Genomic DNA, 20,367 nt, shown 5'->3' on the forward strand with positions numbered 1-20,367 from the left:
GTCACTTCGGACTCGCAATGTTGGCTGGCGGCACCCAACCCGCATTCCAGTTCAACGTCCATAAATCCCTCAACTTGACCACCTGCGCATGTCCGTCGACGAATGCGATGTTGATGGCGCCAGGCAGATTCGCACTCGATGTCAGGCTTCGAGGTGCTGAACCTGGCGATGCGCCGCCGTGGCGCGCGAGTGAAATGCGGCCCATGTCGGTGTCCGCGTTGCCCTTGTACAGGTCCTTCGCCGGCCCTTCCGTTGCCTTCGGCCATGCATCGATCCACATGGCATCAGCGAACAAGGGTGTCGTCGCCGAACTGCGAATCGCACTCTCTGCACCGTATCGCCATGAGAGCGGCGTGCCGAACGTGCGATCAGTCGAATACGTGCCGCTGTAAAGCCAGCCATTGAATGCATAACTGCCCTGGTAATTCGTTGCGGTGGGAGCCCACTTCCACATCTGGTCGGCCGCCCCATACGTGTACTGCGCGCTGAAATCCGTGCGCGTGGTCGGCAGGGATGCCGTGGGGCACGCCCGAACGGCTTCGACCTGCGCGTGGTAGGACATCAGGATCGCCATCCACAGGTTCTGGTTGGCGGTGTATTGGAATGACTTGTTGTAATCGCCGACGTAGAGCGCGTAGGCCACCGACAGCTGCTTCAGGTTGCTGACACAATTGATGTCCTTGGCCTTGAGCTTGGCGCGCGACAACGCCGGCAGCAGCATCGCCGCGAGGATCGCAATGATCGCGATCACCACAAGCAACTCAATCAGTGTGAAGCCGCTTCGGGCCGAACCCATTCGCCTTGAGACCAGCGTTCGCATCCTGTTTTTCATACCATTTCAGAGTCGATTCCAGCCGGGAACACAGTGTGTGTCCCCGGCCGGATGAGAGGAATCATTGCGCCAGCCGGAAGAATCGCACGGCGTCGGATGCAGGGACGATCAGCGGGTTCGTCGCGGCCGGGACATTCGTCCATGACCCCGAGTTGAGTGAAGAGGCTGACTGTAGAGCGCCATTGGATTCCCAAATGACGGCGGTGTTGCCACCGGGAACCCGCGCAATCGCGAGCCCGCCCAGCGGCAGGGCCGGAACCGTCACCGGCGCGCCGTCCACATATGTCAGAACTCCGCCATCCCACGGCGCCATGTTCACTGCGACGAATCCGGGCGTCATTCCCTGGAACAGGAACGTGATGGTGTTCGTCGGGAACACAGGCGTTCCGTCGGAAGCAAAGGTCGCGTCCTTCGAGAAGCGGAATTCAAAGTCCGTTCCAGGCGCTGCAGGAAGGCTCAGCCAGTTGAGTCCATTGATGGCGCCCTCATTGAACCCGCCATTCTTCTGCTGATAGCTGAATCCGCTCTGGATGAGGAGCTCGGAGCCGATCGCCGAATAACCGGTATTCGGATCCGCATCGGTGTTGAAAAACATGTTCACGTAGGCCGGGAACTGGCCCGCCGATGCAGGAATGTCATGCCAGAGAGTGACTCGGAAGTAATAGAAATCCGCGTCGTCAAACATGTAGATTTCCTTGAAGTCGGCCGCGCCGTCCATTCCTTCGGGCCCGCTGTAGATCGGCGTGACGCCTTCCCAGTCGCCAAAGCTGCCATCGATCGTGATGCCGCGCGTGAAGGACGCCATCGTGTTCACAGTATTTCCAAAGCGATCCTCCACCCCGTTCACCGTCACGGAATAGAGTGTCCCGAGAGTCAAGGGGGCGCTTGTGGTCAGGATCACCTGCGTCGCATCGCCTGGGTTGACGACGGCGCTGGAAACTCCCGCTCCGCCGCTCAGCGTGTAAAAGGCGGCGTTGGCGGCCGTCGCTGCATCCAGCGGTTCCGCAAACGTAATCACCACCTGGCTGGCGGCCGCGGCGATGTCCGTGATGGAAGGTGCCAGCGTGTCCGCGAGCACTGTGAGAAGTGCAGTCCTGCTGTTCGTTGCGCCAGCGGGGTTGCTGACAACGACATGATAATTTCCCGCGTTCGTCAGGTTTGCAGAAGCGATGACAAACGTGGCGTTCGTCTCACCCGCCAGGGCGGTTGCGCCGCGATACCATTGATACTGCACGAGCGCAGAACCCGATGCGGCAACGCCGAACGTGGCGGTTCGCCCTTCCAGGACCACGGCGTCAGCGGGCAGTCCGGGATTCGTAAACACAACTGGCGTGCTCGTCACTGTGAGCGTCGCCGCGCGCGTTGTATTGGTCGAAATGGCATTCTCAATTCGCAGTGAATAAGTTCCCGCATCGTTGGTAAGCACCATCGGAATGGTGAATATCGCATTCGTGGCACCATTGATCGGATTGCCGTTTCTGAGCCATTGATATGCCAACGGGCCGCTTGCCAGGATGTCCGCACTGAATGTCACGGGCTGGCCGCCCACCACGGTCTGGTTTGCGGGCCGATTCGTATCGACGATGATGATGGGGTACGAAACAGAAGCTGTCAGCGACATCCCAAAGACCATGTCTGCCGCGCTGCCCGCAGCCTGATGCACTTCGACCTCGAGAATGTTATCGCCAATGATGAGCGGCCCGCCCGAGAACCCCGTGATCTGCGGGCTGCCGGCCGGGTTATTTGTTCCCGTGGCCGCGGTGGCGTGGGTGATGTTCCCCGCTGGCATGCGAACACGGCGGACTTCGGTGCCGTTGAGATAATACACAGCCCCGTCGCTCAGGTAATTCGTCACCACAAACGCGACATTCGCGGTCTCGTGGTTCCAGTTGAAATGCGTGCGAAAATAATAGGTGTTCGCGCCAGCCGGGAGCGGCGTCTGGATGGCTGGGTAACTGCCCGGGCTTGGAGTAAAACCGAACAACCCCATGCCCGCGGTCCACGGCGCCTGCGAATCATCGTATGCCTGTTCCAGCCAGTTGGTGCCCAGGTCGGTGCCGGACGCATTCACCTGCCATGAGGTTCCGCCCAGAGTGACCAGCGCAAGGTTTTCGGTGAGAACCGATGGCGGAGCCTCAAACGTGTAGGGCAGCCCACCCGCAACTTTCGGCGCCCATTCAACATTCACAAAGCTGGCATTATCGGATTCCAGCACGAACGCGATGGTTTCTGCCGCGAACACAGGAACGCCGTCCGTGACGTAGGTGGCGTTGCGCGAGATGCGCACTTCAAATTCGCTGCCAGGCGCGGCTGGGGCGGCCTGCCAGTCCAGGCCGGCGATCCCTCCCTCGTTAAACGCGCCGTTCTTTTCCTGGTACCCTGCGCCGCCCTGAATGAGCATTTCGGATCCCACATAGCCGCCCGCGTTGAAACCGGTGCCGGGATTGTTGTCGGAATCGACGAAAATGTTTTGAAGGAACGTGAACGGGTCACCCGAACCGTAAATAGTGAAACGGATGTAGAGATAATTCTCGTCGTTGGCGACGTAGATATCCTTGTAGGCGATCGTCTCAGTGTTGCCCTGCTCCTGCGTGTGCGCGAGCGGCACGCCGGCCCAGTCTCCGAATGAACCGTCGATGGTGATGTGTTTGAACGTGCCGGCAGCCGCGCCGCCAGTTCCGCAGAGCGTGGCCAGCAGGATCGCCAGCGTTTTGCATCCAGTCATTTTCATAGGCATGGGTTTGGGGTCTGTTTGAGGTTGCCTCCGGCACGATCCCGAAAGGGAAAAACCACACACGTCCCGGCAGGAAGGAATTCCAGCAAAGAGCCCGTGCGAGTTTTGGATGGCAAGCATTGGACTGGTGCGACCTTATGCCCGTGCCCGTTTCCCTGTCAACACCTATTTAGCACATGATAATCAGGCGCCAAACCACAGTCACCCAGCCGCCCACCAGCACCCATCAGGACTGCGCCACGACGGAAAGTGCGCTCGCGCGCAACGAGGATTCCCGAATCACCAGCTTCGGTTTCAGCACGGTTTTCTGCGGCTTGAGGGCGGTTGCCGAATCCATTCGTTCCATCAGGAACTGCCACCCCGTGGCGCACATCGCCGCCACCGGTTGAACAAGGGTGGTCAGCGGCGTCTCCAGGTATTCCGTGTCCTGGATGCCGTCGCATCCCACGAGCGCCACCTGGCCAGGAACGCGCACGCCCATGTCGCAGAGCCCGCGATAGATTCCCAGCGCGACGTCATCGGAATGGCAAAAGATCGCGTCCGGTCTCCCATTGTCCCGCACGTAATCCTGAATCAACTGACGAACGATGGGCCGTTGTTGTTCCGTGAGCGGGTAATAAATGAACTCAGGTTTCAAACCGGCCTTCTGCATGGCTTTGACATAGCCGGCGCGCCTCGATGCAGCGGGTGCATTTCCGCGCACGAATGTCGCGTGCGCAATGCGGCGGTATCCGGAACTGAGGAGATGCTCCATCACCTCAAGGGTGCCCGCCAGCAGATCCACCTGGACGGCGTCTGCGCTGGGGATGCAGTTCACGCCCATGCTGATGATCGGCACGCGCGATCCCGAGGGGGACTTGCGATAAATGTCCGCCTGATCGGGCGCGTCCACGACGATAATGCCATCCATCGGCACGTGCGAGAGCATCTGCTGATCCTTCGCGATGCTGACTTCGCTCACGATCAATTCGTGCCGCGCCGCTTTGACCAGGCGGTTCAATTCACGGGAGACGTGTGTGTAATGCGTTGAGATCTGGTCGGGAATCCAGAGGCCGATGATTCCGCTGCGGCCCTTCTTGAGCGCGCGCGCGTAGGGATTCGGCCGATAACCCATTTCCCGCGCGGCAGCCAGGATTCGTTCGCGCGATTCCTGCGAAATCTGAGGGTACCCCGAGAGAGCGAAGGTGACTAACTGACGCGATACACCAAGTTTTCGCGCGATCTGTGCCTGGGTAACCATTGGTCCGGTTGTAACACAATCACCTGCTCCAACAAGAGAACAAAGTGCGCAGAGCGGGTTTCCCGGGAATTTCTGAACAAGGCGTTTAGTTCGAAGCCCGCCGTTTTCCTGAGTGGCGGCGCACCCAAAAACCCGAGGAACTCAAACGCGGTAACAGAGCGCAGGCTCGCTCTCAAGTCCGGGCGCTAGGTTCCTCGATCAGCTTAAGCCTGCAAGTCGGCGCTCCGGCGTCGTGGATTGCTGACTGTGCGTTGCCATTCGCCCACGCGCTGGCAAGCTTCCCCACTCAAGCTCCGTTGCAGATCGGGGGCGGTTCAAGAGTGCGCTGATCAACGACGTTGTTTCAGCAGCCACTCATACAATTCCGGATTTGCGAACGTCTGCGTCCACGAATCGTGTTCGGCTTCGGGGTAGACTGTCAGCGTGACGTTCGTGCAGCCGTAGCGTTTTAGGAACTCAACAGCGCGCTCCGATTCCGCGAGCGGGACAACGGGATCCCGCGCTCCATGATAAGCGCGCACAGGAAGATTTCGCAGCGCGGTGCGTTGTTCCTCCGTCTTCAATCCCAGCAGGTCGATGCGCTCGCCGCCTCCGCAAATGGGAACCGCCGCCGCAAGGCGCTCAGGATGCGCCATCAGAAATTTCCAAGTGCCGTAGCCTCCCATGCTCAAGCCCGCCAGGTAGACGCGCGAACGATCCACCCGGAATCGTTCCGACGCATCGTCCAGCAGTTTCAATACGCCCTCCGTCTGCCAATATTCGCCCGCCGGACATTGCGGGGCGATGATGATGAAAGGGAAGTGACGGCCTTCATTCACGAGTTTCAACGGCCCGTGAACTGCCACCCTTTGCACATTGGTTCCCCGCTCTCCCGCGCCGTGAAGAAACAGTAGAATTGGCCACTGGCGCTCGGGATCGGCGTCGTAATCTTTCGGAACATATTGCAGATACTGGAGCTCGCCCTTTTTTGTTGCGCTCCACGAGACCTTGCCTGAAGTCACCGCCCCCGGTTGTGGCGGGTTCGCGTTCGGGCTGGCGCATCCAATCATGAGAACCAGGAGCAATAGCGAATGGAATTTCATCACGGGTTCAACGGTGCTTTCGATTTTATGACGCCCGAAGCCACAACAGCATTGGGATCGGGCTGTGACTCATCCCAGATTCCGAGCCAGTAATGCAGCTGCGCCTGGATCGTCGTTACTGCCGGCTTGCCCTTTCGCGCGGGAACCTCGGTACGGGTGATGAGCGCGCTGCCGCGCGAATGATGGCTTGTCGCATCGTAGACATAGCCAAAACGCTTCAATCCACCGGCACTGTTTGTTTGCGACTCGGGAAATGCAAGCCGGAACACCTGGCACCGAAACAGGTTGGGATCGTTGACATTCACAACCTCCAGCGAATCCCCCACGGCTTCCGCGTCAAAATGCAGCACGAGCGCAAGGTTCTCCGTCGAGATGCCCGCGTTTGCCGCGCAACGTTGAATGAAGGTACGATCCGTCACCTGGGTGGTGACAAGCCGGTTGGAAACGGAACGGGTTTCCGTGCCCTGATATGAAACAATCCATCGCGGCTGCGCGGCTGCAGGCACGGTCGCGATCAGCGCTGCGACGGCCAGTGCGGAAAGGGAGATCAATCGATTCATTGGGCGGGTTTTATGGGTTTGTTGACTTTGAATGTTCCAGAGCAGAAGCGCAGGTTGTTGCTGCCCTCGGGCAACTGATACCACTGCATCTGGCCGCTCACGATGAAGCGGTTCGTCCTGCCCTGTTTGTTCACGAGCGCCTGCTCGGTCAGGATCGCCGTGCCGCGGGAAAACTCCGCCTGATACAGGTTGTAGACATAGGCGAATCTTCGTTCCACCGTGCCGTTCCGCGTTGTCACGGCGGCAGTCTCAGGAAAGAAGAGCGGAAACACGGTGGTCACATGCGCGCCCGTCCTCGCATTCACAATCTCAATGCTGTCTCCGCGCGCGTCGACGTTGGGATGAAACGCCAGAACCAGATTGCGGTAGTTGGTTACTCCAGCACGCCCCGCCCATTCGAGGATCAATGTGCGATCGTTTATCGCGCGTCTCACGGCTTTGCCGCTTGAATCAACAGTGTCACAAACACCCTTGAACGTAAGACGATGAAGGGTTTGGGCATGGCCCGGAAAACACGCGGGCCCCAACGCGAGCATTGCGCCCAGCAGATGCGGAGCTACAAAGGATCGAATCTTCACGCCGTTGATTTTCCCGAATGTGCGCCCGAGAAACATGGGGCCATTTACCGGCAGGTTTGTGCCTACTCGTCTGGATGCGCATTTGCCCCTCTGACGATTGACCCGGCGCGGAGCTTTGCCCACATTGCGGCGGGTGACGAGTTCCATGAATGACGCATTGCCGCCACGCTTTTTCGACGCGGTCGAAATCGCTGGCATCCCGTTCAGCCAACACCTGCTCCGAATTCGCATTCATCAACAGCAAATGTTTCTGTACATCAAAGGGTCGGAAGAACACGCCTCAGCGTATCGCGTGAAGCGAAACTTCCTGATTTCGACGTCGCGCTTTGGCATTGGGCAACAGGAGGGATCGAATCGGACGCCTCTCGGATTGCACTGCGTGAAGGAAATGATTGGAGGCACATGGCCCGCGGGCACGGTATTCAAGGGACGGGAGCCTGTTGGATTCACCTGGGCGGGAATGCCCGATGCAAAGATCACGACACGGATTCTCTGGCTGGATGGTTTGCAACCTGGCCTCAATCGCGGTGGCAACGTGGATTCACACGCCCGTTACATTTACATTCACGGCACGGCAGACCAGCGCAGCCTCGGCCGCCCTGGATCGTGCGGCTGCATTCACATGGCAGATCGCGATTTGGTCCCTTTGTTTCATCAGCTTCCGCCTGGAACGCTGGTATGGATCGAAGAGTGATCGGGGCATTTGCCGGTGCAAACAGCGCGTTTTCAAAAACCCCGGTGTGCTCCTTTTTCACCAGCTTTTATTGGATGGATCGCCGCAGGCAACGGACATGTTCCTGCCGCTCATAACGCTTGCCAAACGGATTGCCCTCTTTAGATTAGCGGCTCATTTTGGATATTAATATTATGGACGTGTACAACTTGAGCATCCTTTTCGCGGCGCAAGCGGCGCCCACGCAGCAGAATACCACGGGTGAGTTGCTGCGGATGGTTGGAACGTTCGTCATATTTGGTGCCATATTCTATTTCGTCCTCATTCGCCCCCAACAGAAGCGCGCCAAGCAGCAGGCCGAGATGCTCAAAGCCCTCAAGCGCGGCGACAAGATCGTCACCTCTGGCGGAGTCGTGGGGATTATTTCATCTTTGAAGGACAAGACCCTGACCATAAAGTCCGACGACGCCAAGCTGGAAATCACACGCGGCGCGGTCGCCGAAGTCTTGGAACGTTCCGGCGATTCCAGCGACTCGTGATCGTCAGCCCACTGTCCAAGCATTCCCTGTCATGAACCGAAACCACCTCTGGAAACTGCTGCTCGTCATCTTTCTCACCGCCTGGGCGGTTTACGAGATGACTCCGCCCACGGCCCGTCCGCTCATCCCGTATTTCCAAACGCGGGCGGTCAATCAGGACGCCACATTGCGGGGGATCGTTGAACGCGCCAAAGCTGCTGAAGCCGCGCGGCCTGATCATGAGTACGGCCATTTGCTGGAGGCTATTGGCACCAACGACATCAGCCGTTACTTCCCCTTTTACGAAGCCAAAACGCAAACGCGTCCGACCACCTATATATTAAACAAGCTGCAGAAGGAGGCCGCGGGCAAGATCAAGCTGGGAATCGACCTTGCGGGCGGAACCTCGTTCCTGGTGGAAATGAACACGAACGAACTCGTCTCAACCGAGATCGTCACCGTCACGAACTCCGCGGGACAGGTGCAAACCGTGACGAACGTTGTGAACGACGTCGACGTGAGCAGCGCGTTGTCCCAGGCGGTCGAGGTGTTTTGGAAGCGCGTGGATGCCCTGGGCGTGGCCGAGCCCGTGATCCAGCCGCAGGGCGATAATCGCATTCTCATCCAATTGCCCGGTCTTTCCGAAGAGGTCATCCAGGATGCGCGGAATCGGATTCAGAAGGTTGCCTTCCTCGAGTTTCGCCTGGTGCATCCGCAAAGCGAACAATTGCTGAGCCAGGGAGTTGGCGCACCCGGTTACCAGATTCTGACACAGATTCAAGTTCAGCCCGATGGCAGCAAGGTGGCGGAACGCTACCTCGTGCGGCGGCGCCCGGAAATTGTAGGCGGCATTTCCCGCGCTGACCTCAGCCGCGACAATCTCGGCCGGCCTGAAATCCTCTTCACTCTCGAACCTAAGGCAGCCGAAAAATTCGCGCAGGTAACCCGCGACAACGTCGGAAACCTTCTCGCCATTGTGCTCGACGGCGAACTGCAGAGCGCCCCGCGGATCAACAGTGAAATTCCTGGCGGGCGCGGAACGATTTCCGGCCGTTACACGGAACAGGAGGCGCGAACCCTGGTAAGCGTCCTCGAGAACCCCTTGAAGGCGCCCGTTCACATCATCAGCGAAAGCCAGGTGGATCCCACCCTCGGCAGCGATTCGGTTTCCAGCGGAGTGCGCGCAGCCACCTACGGCCTGATCGGTGTCAGCATTTTCATGCTGGGCTACTACCTCCTCGCAGGCCTCGTCGCCAATGTGGCGTTGATGCTGAACATTCTCATCCTGATGGGGGCGATGTGCGCCATCAATGCGACCCTCACCCTGCCGGGTATCGCGGGTATCGTGCTGACGGTGGGCATGGCTGTCGATGCGAACGTCCTGATCTTCGAACGTATTCGCGAGGAGCTTGCGGCCGGGAAATCGCTCCGTGGCGCGGTGAGTGCAGGCTACAACAAAGCGTTTGGAACGATCTTTGACTCCAACCTGACGACGTTGATCTCCTCAATCATCCTGATTTTCATGGGAACAGGCCCCGTCAAGGGATTCGGTGTTACCCTGACGATCGGTGTGGGCATCAGCATGTTCACTGCGCTGGTGGTGACGCGTCTGGCGTTCGACTTCCTGATTGCAAGGAACGTCATCCGCACTCTCCCGATGCTGCAGATCATTCGCGGGAGCAATATCAATTTCATGCGCTGGGCGGTGCCCGCCTTCGTGGCTTCATGGCTTCTGATCGTGGCCGGCAACGGTTATGGCATCTTCGGCCGGGGTGCTGACGTCTTCGGCGTGGAGTTTTCCGGCGGCGAAACCGTGAAAATGAGCTTCGATAAGGCGCACAAGGTCGATGTGGACCGGCTGCGCGAGGCGGCGCAGAGCGTGGCGGGCGGCGATGTGCTGATCAATTACGAAGGTGACGTCGCCAGCGGAACGGAAAATCTCCGCGTCACTGCGCGTGCGTTCGACGCTGATGGAGAGCAGGCGGTCGGCGAGAAGATTTTTGAGCATCTCCGAACCACCTTCCCCGAGGCGAAGTTTGGCGGCGAATCAGGCCGCCCACTCGGCATTGAGCGCGTCGGCCCCACCATGGGCCAGGAGATTACACGCACGGCGATCATCGCGTCGTGTCTCGCCATGTTCGGCATCCTGATCTATGTCGCGTTTCGATATGAGTTCTCGTTCGCTGTTGGCGCTGTGGTCGCGCTGGTCCATGACGTCCTTATGACACTCGGCTGCTACTTCCTTGCAGGCCGTGAACTGAATGCGACATCGGTTGCGGCGCTGCTCACCATCATTGGATTTTCAATCAACGACACCATCGTGATCTTTGACCGTGTGCGCGAGGACCTGAAGCTGGGCATCCGCGGGAGCTTCGTTGAAATCATGAACAAGGCTCTCAACCAGACGTTGAGCCGCACGATCATCACGTCGGGAACAGTCTTCATTTCGACCCTCTGCCTCTATCTGTTCGGCGGCGGTGTGATCAACGATTTCGCGTTCACCTTCCTGGTCGGCATTATCAGCGGAACATTCTCCACGATCTATATCGCGTGCTTCATTGTCCTGCGCTGGCATAAAGGGCAGCGGCCGAGCATCGGCAATCCGCAGATGTCGGTTCAGACTGCGGCCCCCGTTGTGGGCAAGTAAGCGGCCGCGCAGATGGATACCACTCTCGAAATCTCGGCCTGGCATTGGGCGGGATTCATCGCCAGCATCCTCGTCTTCCTGGCGCTGGATTTGGGTGTCTTCCATCGTCATGCGCACGTCGTCCGTTTCAAGGAGGCGCTAGCCTGGACCTTTGTCTGGTTCACGACTGCAATCCTGTTCGGCCTGGTCATCGCACCCTCAATGGTTGAAAACTGGGGACGCGACGAAAGCGTGGAGTTCGTCACGGGTTATCTCATCGAGCTATCACTCTCGATGGATAACGTCTTCGTGATCGCCTTGATCTTCGGGTACTTCCGGATTCCGGCAGAGTATCAGCATCGCGTGCTGTTCTGGGGCATTCTGGGCGCATTGATCATGCGCGGTCTGATGATTGGCGCGGGCGTCGCCCTGATCTCGGCGCTGCACTGGGTGCTCTACCTGTTCGCGGCGCTCCTGATTTTCAGCGGCATCAAAATGATGTTTGTCGAGACGGACGTTGAGCCGGAAAAAAACCCGGTGATTCGTCTCGCGCGGCGGTTGTATCCCGTATGTCCGCACCTGGATGGGCAGAAGTTCACGACCGACTGGAACGGGCGCCTTGCGCTGACGCCGCTGGCGCTGGTGCTCCTGATGGTCGAAACAACGGACCTCGTGTTCGCCCTCGACTCCATCCCGGCCATCTTCGCAGTCACCACCAAGCCTTTCATCATCTTTACATCGAACGTCTTTGCGATTCTCGGGCTGCGCTCGCTCTATTTCGTACTCGCGGGTGCGATCGGTTATTTCCGATACCTGAAATACGGGCTTTCGCTCGTGCTGGTTTTCATTGGAATCAAGATGCTGCTGGCTCCGCATCATCCGCCGGAAAAATGGTTTCAGGTCAAGATCCCAACGGGAGTTTCGTTGTCGGTTGTTGCCGGAATCATTCTGATTTCGATCCTCGTTTCGGTTATTGCAGCGAGGCGCGAGCAGAAGCGCAGTGGTAGCGCAACAAAACTGCCGTGACGTTCCACTGGAGTTGCGGTATTCACCCGGCATGAAGTTTCGGTGGTCGATTGCTCCGTGGGATCCGCTCATGGTTGGCCAGTTCTCCAGGGAACTCCAGGTTTCCACGCTTCTCGCGCAATGCCTGCTCAACCGGGGCTTCTCGTCGGCCGATCACACCGCCCGTTTCCTGGAACCGCGCCTCGCGAATCTCGCCGATCCCATTCTGCTCCCGGACATGGATCGGGCCGTGGCCCTGCTGCTCACGGCTCGGGAAGAGCGCCAGCCGCTCGTGATTTTCGGGGACTATGATGTTGACGGTGTCACCTCCACGGCATTGCTGCTCGAAGTGTTCGAACACCTCGGCATCGTGGCCGAAGCCTATCTGCCGCGTCGGATGGACGAGGGTTACGGGCTGAGCCAGGAAGCGGTGGAGAACTGCCTTCGAAAATTTCCAGCAACGCTGGTCCTCGCCGTCGATTGCGGATCCACGTCCGTGGAAACCATCCGCGACCTGGCACAACGCGGCGTTCAGACGATCGTGCTCGATCATCATCAGGTGTGCGATCCCGCTCCCGACGCGGCTGCGCTGGTGAATCCTCAGCGTTCGCTGAGGGCGGGCCCCGGCGCGGGTGCGTTCACGGAACTGTGCTCCGCCGGCCTGGCTTTCAAGCTGGCGCACGCTCTCGTTAAGAAAAGCCGCGAACTCGGCATTCCCGGAGCCGCCGACTACGATCTGCGCCCGCTCCTGGATCTCGTAGCGTTGGGAACCATTGCCGACATCGTGCCACTCATCGGCGAAAACCGGATCCTGGTTGCCTCAGGGTTGGCGCGCCTGAATCGCACCGAGCGGCCAGGGCTTCTCGCTTTGAAGCAGGTGGCGGGGATTACATCGCCGCTCGGAACCTATGAAGCCGGCTTTCAGCTCGCCCCCCGCCTCAACGCCGCAGGCAGGCTGGAAACGGCCGAGGATGCCCTGCGCCTGCTCCGTGCCAAAAGTATTGATGAAGCCCTTCCGCTCGCCCGCACCCTGGATGAGCGGAATCGCGAACGGCAAACCATTGAACGGAGCATTGTCGATGACGTGATCGGCGCGATCCGTGCGAAGTTTGATCCCACGAAAGATTTCGTCATTGTGGAAGGACAACTGCCCTGGCACATCGGGGTTGTGGGCATCGTTGCCTCGCGCGTGCTCCAGGAGTTTTATCGGCCCACCATCATTGTTGGCGGAGACGGGGCGCATTGGCGCGGTTCCGGTCGCAGCATTGCAGGGTTCGATCTGGCGGCGGCGTTGCGCGAGTGCAGCAGCCTGCTCGTTCGGCATGGCGGCCATGCGATGGCTGCGGGAGTAACGCTCGCGACCGGCAACCTCGAGGCGCTCCGCGTGCGCTTGAACGAACTGGCGCGACAACACTTGAAGACGGATGACCTGCATCCGCCTTTGCGATTGGACGCCGAAGTCAGCCTCAGCGATCTCACGCTGGGCCGGTTGCAGGAATTGGATCGACTGCGTCCCACGGGCCAGGGGAATCCCACCATCCAACTCTGCTCCCGCGGATTGACACACCAGCGACCTCTGCAACGCGTGGGGGCCAATCGCCAGCACGTCAAGATGTGGGTGACCGATGGAACGGCCGGACACGAAGCGGTGTGGTGGGGGGCCGGCAATGGTTCACTTCCGGTCGGCCAATTCGATCTCGCCTTTGCACCGCAGGTGAATGAATTCAATGGAAGACGTTGCGTTCAACTGAAGGTGCTCGACTGGCGCACAACCGGGGCCAGGTAGAATCCACGCCACAATATGTTTTCAGGCTCGGATTTTTTTTGACGGCTGCATAGCCTCCCTCGCTTGCAAACAGCCCCACTGCATACCACAGCGATTATCGTCGCGGCCGGCCGCGGAACCCGCATGGGGCCGAACGTCGACAAAATATTTCTCGAACTCGCCGGCCGGCCGGTGATTGCGCACACGTGGCAGCGCTTCGCGGATTCACCCTCAATCACCGACATCGTTCTCGTCGTTCGTTCGGGAATGGAAGCAGCGTTCCACGATTTGGCAGCGGCATTTCATCTGGCCAAGCCTTATCAACTCGTCGCGGGTGGCGCGGAACGCCAGGACTCAGTTTGGAACGGATTGTCCGCAGCAGGCAGCAACACCGAAGTTGTGGCGATTCAGGACGGCGCGAGACCCTGCACATCGGAACGGCTGATTGCCGCGACCATCGAGGCGGCCTGGCGGTCCGGAGCGGCCGTCGCGGCACGGACGATCACCGACACAATCAAGGAGTCCGCCGACGGACACACGGTCCTGCGGACGTTAGATCGTTCCCGTTTATGGTCCGTTCAGACGCCGCAAGCCTTTCGAAGGGACGTGCTGCTGCGCGCCCTCGACGAAGTGCGCCGCCGCGGATTGCGGGTGACGGACGACACTGCGGCTTGCGAGCTGACAGGGCAGCCTGTTCAACTCGTGTCGTCTACCGATCCGAATCCGAAGGTCACACGTCCTGAGGATCTGCCCTACATTCAATGGCTATTGCGATCCTTGGCTTGAACGATGAACCAGGCTGGGCCAACCTTTTGCCATGAACTTTCTCGGTGCGATTTTTGCGTATGCCTTCATGGCATTTGTTCTCGGTTGGGGCGTGCTGCAAGCCGTGCACGGGAATTACTGGCTGCTCGTGATCGGATTCGTCGCTTACATGGCCATGCTGATCAAGCTCGGCTGTCTTCCTCCGAAGACAGGCCACTGACTCAGTCCCGGCGCTGGCCCAGCAGGAAACCGACGACGCAACCCAGCACCGCTGCGAACGCGATGCTCGACCACGTGTTCTCATGCACGTAATCGTCTGTCACGCGGCTGACATTGCGTGCAGTGTCGGAAGCCTTCTTCTGAAAATCCTGAAGCCGGTTGGTCATGTCTTTGGTGTTCATGCGGCGAATATAGATCCATGAGCCCGATTGCCCACTAGGGCTGCTACCCCAAATCGTTCATCAATCAATGCGTGCCGTTGTTCAACGCGTCTCACAAGCCGCGGTCACTGTGACCGTCCGTGATCGCTTCAAGGAGCAACTCGCACGAGATTTCGGACGTCCCGTTGAAGTGGGAGAACTTGGCGCCGACAGGAAAGTCAGCCTCGATAACGATGGACCCGTCACCCTCATCGTCGACTCCAAACTCGGGAGTAAATCATGCGCTCGGGAGCCGGACCACAAAGGTCGTCCCCTGCCCTTCGCGACTCCGCACATCGATCGTGCCCCCGTGTGCTTCAACAATCGAACGGCAGATCGCCAGCCCAAGACCGGAATGCCCCTGCGCGGATGTCCTCGCGGCGTCGATGCGATAGAAGCGCTTGAACACATTTGCCTGATGTTCGGAGGAAATGCCGGGCCCGTCATCCACCACCTCGACTATGGCAAAACGCTGTTCGCTTCGGGTCTTCACGTGGATGTTGCCTCGCTCGCGGTTGTAGTGAATCGCATTTGAAACGAGATTGGTGATCACCTGCCCCAGCCGCTCGGAGTCGCCAACGCATGGCGCGTCGCGCAAGTCCACTGTGATCTGGATCTGCTTGTCCGAAGCAAGGGGCCGCAGCTGGTCAATGCATTCTCCTGCTATCGGCGCAAGGTTCACCGCCGAACGGCGCAAGTTCTCCTGTCCGGCGTCCAGCCGCGCCAATTCAAGCAGTGATTCCAACAACCTCCGCATTCGCTGAGCTGAGCGATGGCACGCCTCGATCGTTGCGCGATACTCATCTGCGCTGCGCTCGCGATTCAGAGCAGACTGCGTCTGCGTGAGCATTACTGAAACTGGAGTTCGCAATTCATGCGCGGCATCCGAGGTGAATTGCTTTTGCTGGCCGAATGCCGCCTCGAGCCGCGCGAATGTGCCGTTGAGAATGCCCGCGAGTTCCCCAAGTTCGCTTTCCGTGTCCGCCACGCTGATGCGATGCGAAAGGTCACCCCCGGAAATTCGATTGGCTGTTTCCGTGATGCTGCGAATCGGCCGCGTTGCGCGAGCCGCAAGCCAGCCGCCGCCAGCCAGGCCAAAGATAAGGATCACCGCGCCGACGGTTGCCAGCCGAACCGCTACCTTTCGAAGCTCACGTTGTTCCGGGAGGATCGATCCGCCAACCAGCAATGAGTCGCCCTGTGGCGTGACCAGCAGCACTTCGCGCCACGTGTCGCGGGTTTCCGGCGATTGAACCCCGCGCGGGCCCCGCAATTCGGGACGAGAAAGTGATGAAGGGGCATTCGTGGATTGCGAGACGCGCACGCCTTCGCGATTCCACGCCGCATAATAAAAATCGTTCGCCGTGCCATCGTCAAACAGCGCTGTCTGATGAGGCGTGATGCGGAATTCCGCAGGCCGGCGATTCGGTCGCTGGAATCGCGGCAGCCCATCCCCGCGATCGGGTCGTCCATCGGAGTCCATGAACGGTGGCCGCTCCGGAACGTTGAATCGATCGCCCGCCCCATTTCCTGGCATGGGCGGACGTTCGCGAGGACCAAGCGGACGCCACGCTCCCGCGAGCATGTGTGCGCGCCGCTCGAGCTCCAGATCCAGCTGGCGCCATTGACGCGCGCTTTGAAGTTGGTAAGCCGTGACACCAAACCCAACCAGCACAGCCAGAAGAATGAGTCCGTACCAGAGCTGCAGCTGCCATCGAATCGATTTGATGGTCATGAAAACAAACAATTACTCCACGCAATATCCATGGCCCCGCCGCGTGGTGATCACATCGGGTCCCAATTTCTTGCGAATGTTTGAGACGTGAACATCCAGCAAATTCGAAAGCGTGCTGTCATCTTCATCGAACAAATGCTCGTAGAGCGCGGTCCGGCTCACAACCTGACCGCGGTGCAATGCAAGAAATTCCAGCAACGCATACTCGCGCGCTGTAACTGTGACAAGCTCCCCCCGCCGCGACACCACCCTGGCCGCCATGTCGATCGTTATGTCCCCGATTTCGAGGATGTTGCGCGTCTGGCCCGCGCTGCGGCGGATCAGCGCGCGAACACGGGCGAGCAACTCGTGAAGGTCGAAGGGTTTGACCAGGTAATCATCGGCGCCATTGTCGAGGCCGCGAATACGCTCGCGCGTCCGGTCGCGGGCGGTGAGCATCAGCACGGGGGTTTTCTTCGTGCGCCGCAATTTCTCAAGCACGCTCCAGCCGTCGCGCTTGGGAAGCATTACATCCAGCACGAGCGCGTCGTATTCCCACGTCTCGGCCTTGTAGAGCCCTTCCTCGCCATCCGTCGCGGTATCAACGGCATAACCTTCATCCCTGAATGTCTGGGCGAGGCTGCTCAGCAGATCGGGCTCGTCCTCAATGATCAATATTCTCATCGGCTCTCGAGCGGAATGTAGGGCGGCCCACCTTAACGCGAGATGAAGGACAATAAAAAAGCCGTCCCGCGTCGCACGGAACGGCGTTTTTGAGCCTGGCGGAATATCGTGCTCAGGCCTGAAATGATTTGCCGCAGCCACAGCTCTGGCGGGCATTGGGGTTTGCAATCTTGAAACCGCCACCGGTGAGGGCGTCGCTGAAATCAACCTGCGTTCCCTTGAGGTACTGCGCGCTGAACGGATCCACGACCACGGCCACACCATGCATTTCCACGATCAGGTCGTCCCCGCGCTTTTCATCGAAAACCATGGAATACTGCATGCCCGAACACCCACCCTGCTCCACGTAAACCCGCATGATTTTTCCCGCATTCTCAGGAAGCCCGAGCATCGCCTTCACCTCCTCCGCAGCGGCGGAAGTGAGCGTAATGACTGGATCAGGGCTGGCGATGGTTTCCATATGAGACACAGCGAAGCTAACTGCCGATCCAGACGCTGTCAAACCGCGATGCGTCATTGTGCTGCCGTGCCGCTAGAACCGCGTACCTGTTCCAGTGCGCGCAATCGGCGGCGCTCGAGCGTGGCATGCACGGCTGGGGGAAGATTCGGAGTTGCCTGCAGCGATCGATAAATGTTCACAGCCTGCGGCCATTTGCCGAGCAACTCTGCCATGCGAGCCGTTTCGAGACCCGCCTTCTGATACCAAAACGCATCGTTTGCCTCGTCGCGGCGAATCTCCTCAAATTCGAAAGCATCGGCATAGTGTGCCAGGGCCTCTTCCCGCAGGGCGTGCTGCTCGGCGCCGCCCTTACCCTCCGCGCGCGCTTCGGCAATGATTCCAATTCCAATCTTCGCCTGGCGCCGCATGCCCGTGGTGGCTGTTTCCGCGGTGATCACCTTGTTGTAGGCTTCGACCGCGCGATCGTATGCGCGGGGATTCTGCAGCCCCATTTCCTTGAAACAATCGCCCAAGCGACCCCAGGCGAGCGGAGCCTGTGCATTCGTCGGAAACGATTTCAAAACGAGATTGAAATATCCGGCGGCCTCTTCGAGATCTGCAATGCGGTTGCTGGCGCCCGCTTCATTCCGCGCCATGCACGCATCGCCCGCCGCAATTGCAGCCTTTACTTTCAGATCGTTCGGCGACCTCGGATTGGCGATGACATTCGTGAAGTACGAAATCGCGTCCTTGTAGCTGAGCCGGGCCATCGCCGCGGCGCCGGCACGCAGGTGGGCAAGGAAGAACAGGTCGCTTCCCGCGTAGTTGGTCGTGTACGGATAATTCTCCTCCGCCTTCCCGTAGTTGCCCTGCTTGAAGAAGTAATCGCCGATCCACCAGCGGGCACGCGGCGCAAGGTCATGCCCCGGATATTTCCTGACGAATTGGTCGAACAACTCGAGCGCGTTGGTTTCGCTGCCAGCCATGGCGGTATCCCACGCGCGCGCGAACTGCACTTCGGGCACCTGCGGATGATTGGTGTAGCTCGCAATCCAAGCGTCATAATTCGTGATCGCCGCAGCCCAGTTGCCTTCCCTCTCATAGGTGCGCGATACGGCCATCCCCACCTGGGGCAGCAAAGGCGACCCGGCATCGGCAAATCGTTCCTCGAATTCGATCAGCAACTCCCGCGCGCGAACCGGTTCGTTGTTCTGCGCAAATCCTTCGGCAACGAGGAAGAGGCAACGATCGCCCATCAGCCCATCGGGATACCATTCCAGCAATTGGTGCAGCGCGTTCGTGGCTGCTGGAAGATTCGTCAGCGCGACCGCCGCGCGCACCGCCTGGTAGAGCGCCTGTTCCAGAAGCCCATGCTTCACCTCCGGGACGGCCGCATACGTGTTGACCACGTCCTGATACGCCTGCAGCGCCGGCTGCAGCTGGCCCGCGGAAAAAAAAGTGTCCGCGAGCTTGAACCGCGCAACCGCCTGGTCCTCGGGCAATGGCAGGCGTTCCATTGCGTTGCGAAATGCGGCGCCCGCGGCCGGATAATTGGTGCTGTACCAAAGGCACCAACCCTTCCCCAGCCACGCCTTCCCTGCGAGCGAACTGCCGGGAAAATTCGTCAGCAGCAGGTCGAAATGCGTTTGCGCCTGCAACAGCAAATTCGTCTGCACTTCAGCCCCCGTGGCCGCCTGCTTTAACTGCAACTCACCCAGCGCCAGCAACACTCCGTCTGATGCCTGGCTCTGCGGAAAATCCCGCCGAAACTGTTCCAGCCGGCGCACTGCATCGGCTGGCCGGCTGAGTTCAGTGATCTTAAACAATGCCGTGCGCTGATGTTCAACCGGGACGCCGTTCGTAAGATTCTGTTCGTAACACGCAACCGCGTCTTCCACGCGTTTCATTCTCTCGAAAATGCCGCCCAGCAGCTCGAAAGTTTCCGCCCGCAACGCAGGACTGCCTGCCTGCTGTGCAAGCGGAAGCAAATTGGTCGCAGCCGTCCGCGCCTCGTCCATGCGCCCGCTCGTTAGATCAATGCGGGTTTGCAGATGCAAGCGGCGCCATGCCGCCTCGGGTGTGAGGTTGAGTTGATTCAACCGGCCGACAGCCTCAGCGGCGTGCTCCGGCCGTCCAAGCTTGAGCTCCGCTTCGCCCAGTAGAATCCATCCTCGCGCCATCCAGGCATTCGTATTCCAATGTGCCTCAATCCGAAAAGGCTGGTTGGTGCTGTTCAACAACCCGGTGACATCAGGCCACGCTTCCATTCGGGCAAGTGCCGTTGCCTGCCCAATCACGGCTTCAAGGCAATTCGTCGATTCAGGAAACTGCTGGATCAACTCCGCAAAGGCGCCCGCCGCAGCCGGGAAGTTGCTGTTCCCCATGTGCGCGTGTGCGATCCAATATAAATACAAATCGCCGAGTTCCAGAGCGCGATGCTGGTTCGCCTTTAACACGTCGACCGCGGCGGTGTAGCGTCGATCCTTCACCAGGGCCTGAGCCTGGAACAGAACGGCTTCGGGCACGCGGAATGAAGTGGGGAAGTTGGTGACAAATACCGAGAAATCCTGCGCCGCAAGTGACCAGAGTTCGTTGTTGAACTTTCGGGCGGCGCTGTTGAACGCGTTGTTCTCCGCATTGCCTGAAGCCGCGCGCAAAGGCATCACTCCCGCGCATACCAGGAACAGCAACATGTATCGGCGCCAAGCCATGACGGACTGTACGGTTCGATTC

Annotated in this window: 18 protein-coding genes and 1 pseudogene; 8 read left to right on the top strand and 11 right to left on the bottom strand. The window is 59.3% G+C overall.

All coding sequences use genetic code 11. The features are described 5' to 3' along the window. Nucleotide 1: 1 nt before the first annotated feature. The 6 genes from VEH04_10005 to VEH04_10030 form a co-directional block, all read right to left on the bottom strand. Nucleotides 2-832 (bottom strand): prepilin-type N-terminal cleavage/methylation domain-containing protein, encoded by an 831-nt coding sequence (locus VEH04_10005; GenBank protein ID HYG23105.1) that lies wholly within the window; start codon nt 830-832, stop codon nt 2-4. A 61-nt stretch (nt 833-893) separates the two neighbouring features. After that, complete coding sequence (locus VEH04_10010; protein ID HYG23106.1) at nt 894-3,563, bottom strand: Ig-like domain-containing protein; 2,670 nt, start codon at nt 3,561-3,563, stop codon at nt 894-896. 229 nt (nt 3,564-3,792) lie between these two features. Continuing rightward, complete coding sequence (locus VEH04_10015; GenBank protein ID HYG23107.1) at nt 3,793-4,806, bottom strand: LacI family DNA-binding transcriptional regulator; 1,014 nt, start codon at nt 4,804-4,806, stop codon at nt 3,793-3,795. Between the two features lie 329 nt (nt 4,807-5,135). Next, nucleotides 5,136-5,888, bottom strand: a complete 753-nt coding sequence (locus VEH04_10020; protein ID HYG23108.1) for a dienelactone hydrolase family protein — start codon at nt 5,886-5,888, stop codon at nt 5,136-5,138. Continuing rightward, nucleotides 5,888-6,448, bottom strand: a complete 561-nt coding sequence (locus tag VEH04_10025; protein ID HYG23109.1) for a hypothetical protein — start codon at nt 6,446-6,448, stop codon at nt 5,888-5,890. Before VEH04_10025 ends, VEH04_10020 begins: the two co-directional genes overlap by 1 nt. Then, nucleotides 6,445-7,026 (bottom strand): hypothetical protein, encoded by a 582-nt coding sequence (locus VEH04_10030; protein ID HYG23110.1) that lies wholly within the window; start codon nt 7,024-7,026, stop codon nt 6,445-6,447. The genes VEH04_10025 and VEH04_10030 overlap by 4 nt, the downstream gene beginning before the upstream one ends. A gap of 145 nt (nt 7,027-7,171) precedes the next feature. On the opposite strand from VEH04_10030, the gene VEH04_10035 reads away from it, so the two are divergent. The 7 genes from VEH04_10035 (at nt 7,172) to VEH04_10065 (ending at nt 14,598) form a co-directional block, all read left to right on the top strand. Beyond that, nucleotides 7,172-7,720, top strand: coding sequence for a L,D-transpeptidase (locus VEH04_10035; protein HYG23111.1), 549 nt, complete (start codon nt 7,172-7,174; stop codon nt 7,718-7,720). Between the two features lie 173 nt (nt 7,721-7,893). Then, complete coding sequence (yajC, locus tag VEH04_10040; GenBank protein ID HYG23112.1) at nt 7,894-8,238, top strand: preprotein translocase subunit YajC; 345 nt, start codon at nt 7,894-7,896, stop codon at nt 8,236-8,238. 31 nt (nt 8,239-8,269) lie between these two features. Next, nucleotides 8,270-10,864: a protein translocase subunit SecD gene (gene secD, locus VEH04_10045; GenBank protein ID HYG23113.1), complete on the top strand. Its 2,595-nt coding sequence runs from the start codon at nt 8,270-8,272 to the stop codon at nt 10,862-10,864. Nucleotides 10,865-10,876: 12 nt separating this feature from the next. Continuing rightward, the gene (locus VEH04_10050; GenBank protein HYG23114.1) at nt 10,877-11,869 is read left to right on the top strand and encodes a TerC family protein; all 993 of its coding nucleotides are present in this window, start codon (nt 10,877-10,879) and stop codon (nt 11,867-11,869) included. Between the two features lie 31 nt (nt 11,870-11,900). Then, a complete protein-coding gene (gene recJ / locus VEH04_10055) occupies nt 11,901-13,634 on the top strand; it encodes a single-stranded-DNA-specific exonuclease RecJ (GenBank protein HYG23115.1) in 1,734 nt (577 codons plus the stop codon). Between the two features lie 63 nt (nt 13,635-13,697). After that, the gene (gene ispD / locus VEH04_10060; protein ID HYG23116.1) at nt 13,698-14,399 is read left to right on the top strand and encodes a 2-C-methyl-D-erythritol 4-phosphate cytidylyltransferase; all 702 of its coding nucleotides are present in this window, start codon (nt 13,698-13,700) and stop codon (nt 14,397-14,399) included. 31 nt (nt 14,400-14,430) lie between these two features. Next, complete coding sequence (locus VEH04_10065; GenBank protein ID HYG23117.1) at nt 14,431-14,598, top strand: hypothetical protein; 168 nt, start codon at nt 14,431-14,433, stop codon at nt 14,596-14,598. A 1-nt stretch (nt 14,599) separates the two neighbouring features. Here VEH04_10065 and VEH04_10070 read toward each other — a convergent pair whose 3' ends face one another. After that, complete coding sequence (locus VEH04_10070) at nt 14,600-14,779, bottom strand: hypothetical protein (GenBank protein HYG23118.1); 180 nt, start codon at nt 14,777-14,779, stop codon at nt 14,600-14,602. Nucleotides 14,780-14,846: 67 nt separating this feature from the next. Here VEH04_10070 and VEH04_10075 point away from each other — a divergent pair. Continuing rightward, nucleotides 14,847-15,005, top strand: a pseudogene (locus tag VEH04_10075) (D-tyrosyl-tRNA(Tyr) deacylase). Nucleotides 15,006-15,035: 30 nt separating this feature from the next. On the opposite strand, the gene VEH04_10080 reads toward VEH04_10075, so the two are convergent. The 4 genes from VEH04_10080 to VEH04_10095 all read right to left on the bottom strand — a co-directional run bounded on the left by VEH04_10080 (nt 15,036) and on the right by VEH04_10095 (nt 20,345). After that, the gene (locus VEH04_10080) at nt 15,036-16,532 is read right to left on the bottom strand and encodes an ATP-binding protein (GenBank protein HYG23119.1); all 1,497 of its coding nucleotides are present in this window, start codon (nt 16,530-16,532) and stop codon (nt 15,036-15,038) included. 12 nt (nt 16,533-16,544) lie between these two features. Further along, nucleotides 16,545-17,195, bottom strand: coding sequence for a response regulator transcription factor (locus tag VEH04_10085; GenBank protein ID HYG23120.1), 651 nt, complete (start codon nt 17,193-17,195; stop codon nt 16,545-16,547). Between the two features lie 112 nt (nt 17,196-17,307). Beyond that, nucleotides 17,308-17,655 (bottom strand): iron-sulfur cluster assembly accessory protein, encoded by a 348-nt coding sequence (locus tag VEH04_10090; GenBank protein ID HYG23121.1) that lies wholly within the window; start codon nt 17,653-17,655, stop codon nt 17,308-17,310. Nucleotides 17,656-17,708: 53 nt separating this feature from the next. After that, nucleotides 17,709-20,345, bottom strand: coding sequence for a tetratricopeptide repeat protein (locus VEH04_10095; GenBank protein ID HYG23122.1), 2,637 nt, complete (start codon nt 20,343-20,345; stop codon nt 17,709-17,711). Nucleotides 20,346-20,367: the final 22 nt, after the last annotated feature.

The organism is Verrucomicrobiia bacterium (assembly GCA_035629175.1).
In the GTDB taxonomy this organism is placed as follows: Bacteria; Verrucomicrobiota; Verrucomicrobiia; order Limisphaerales; family DASXHY01; genus DASXHY01.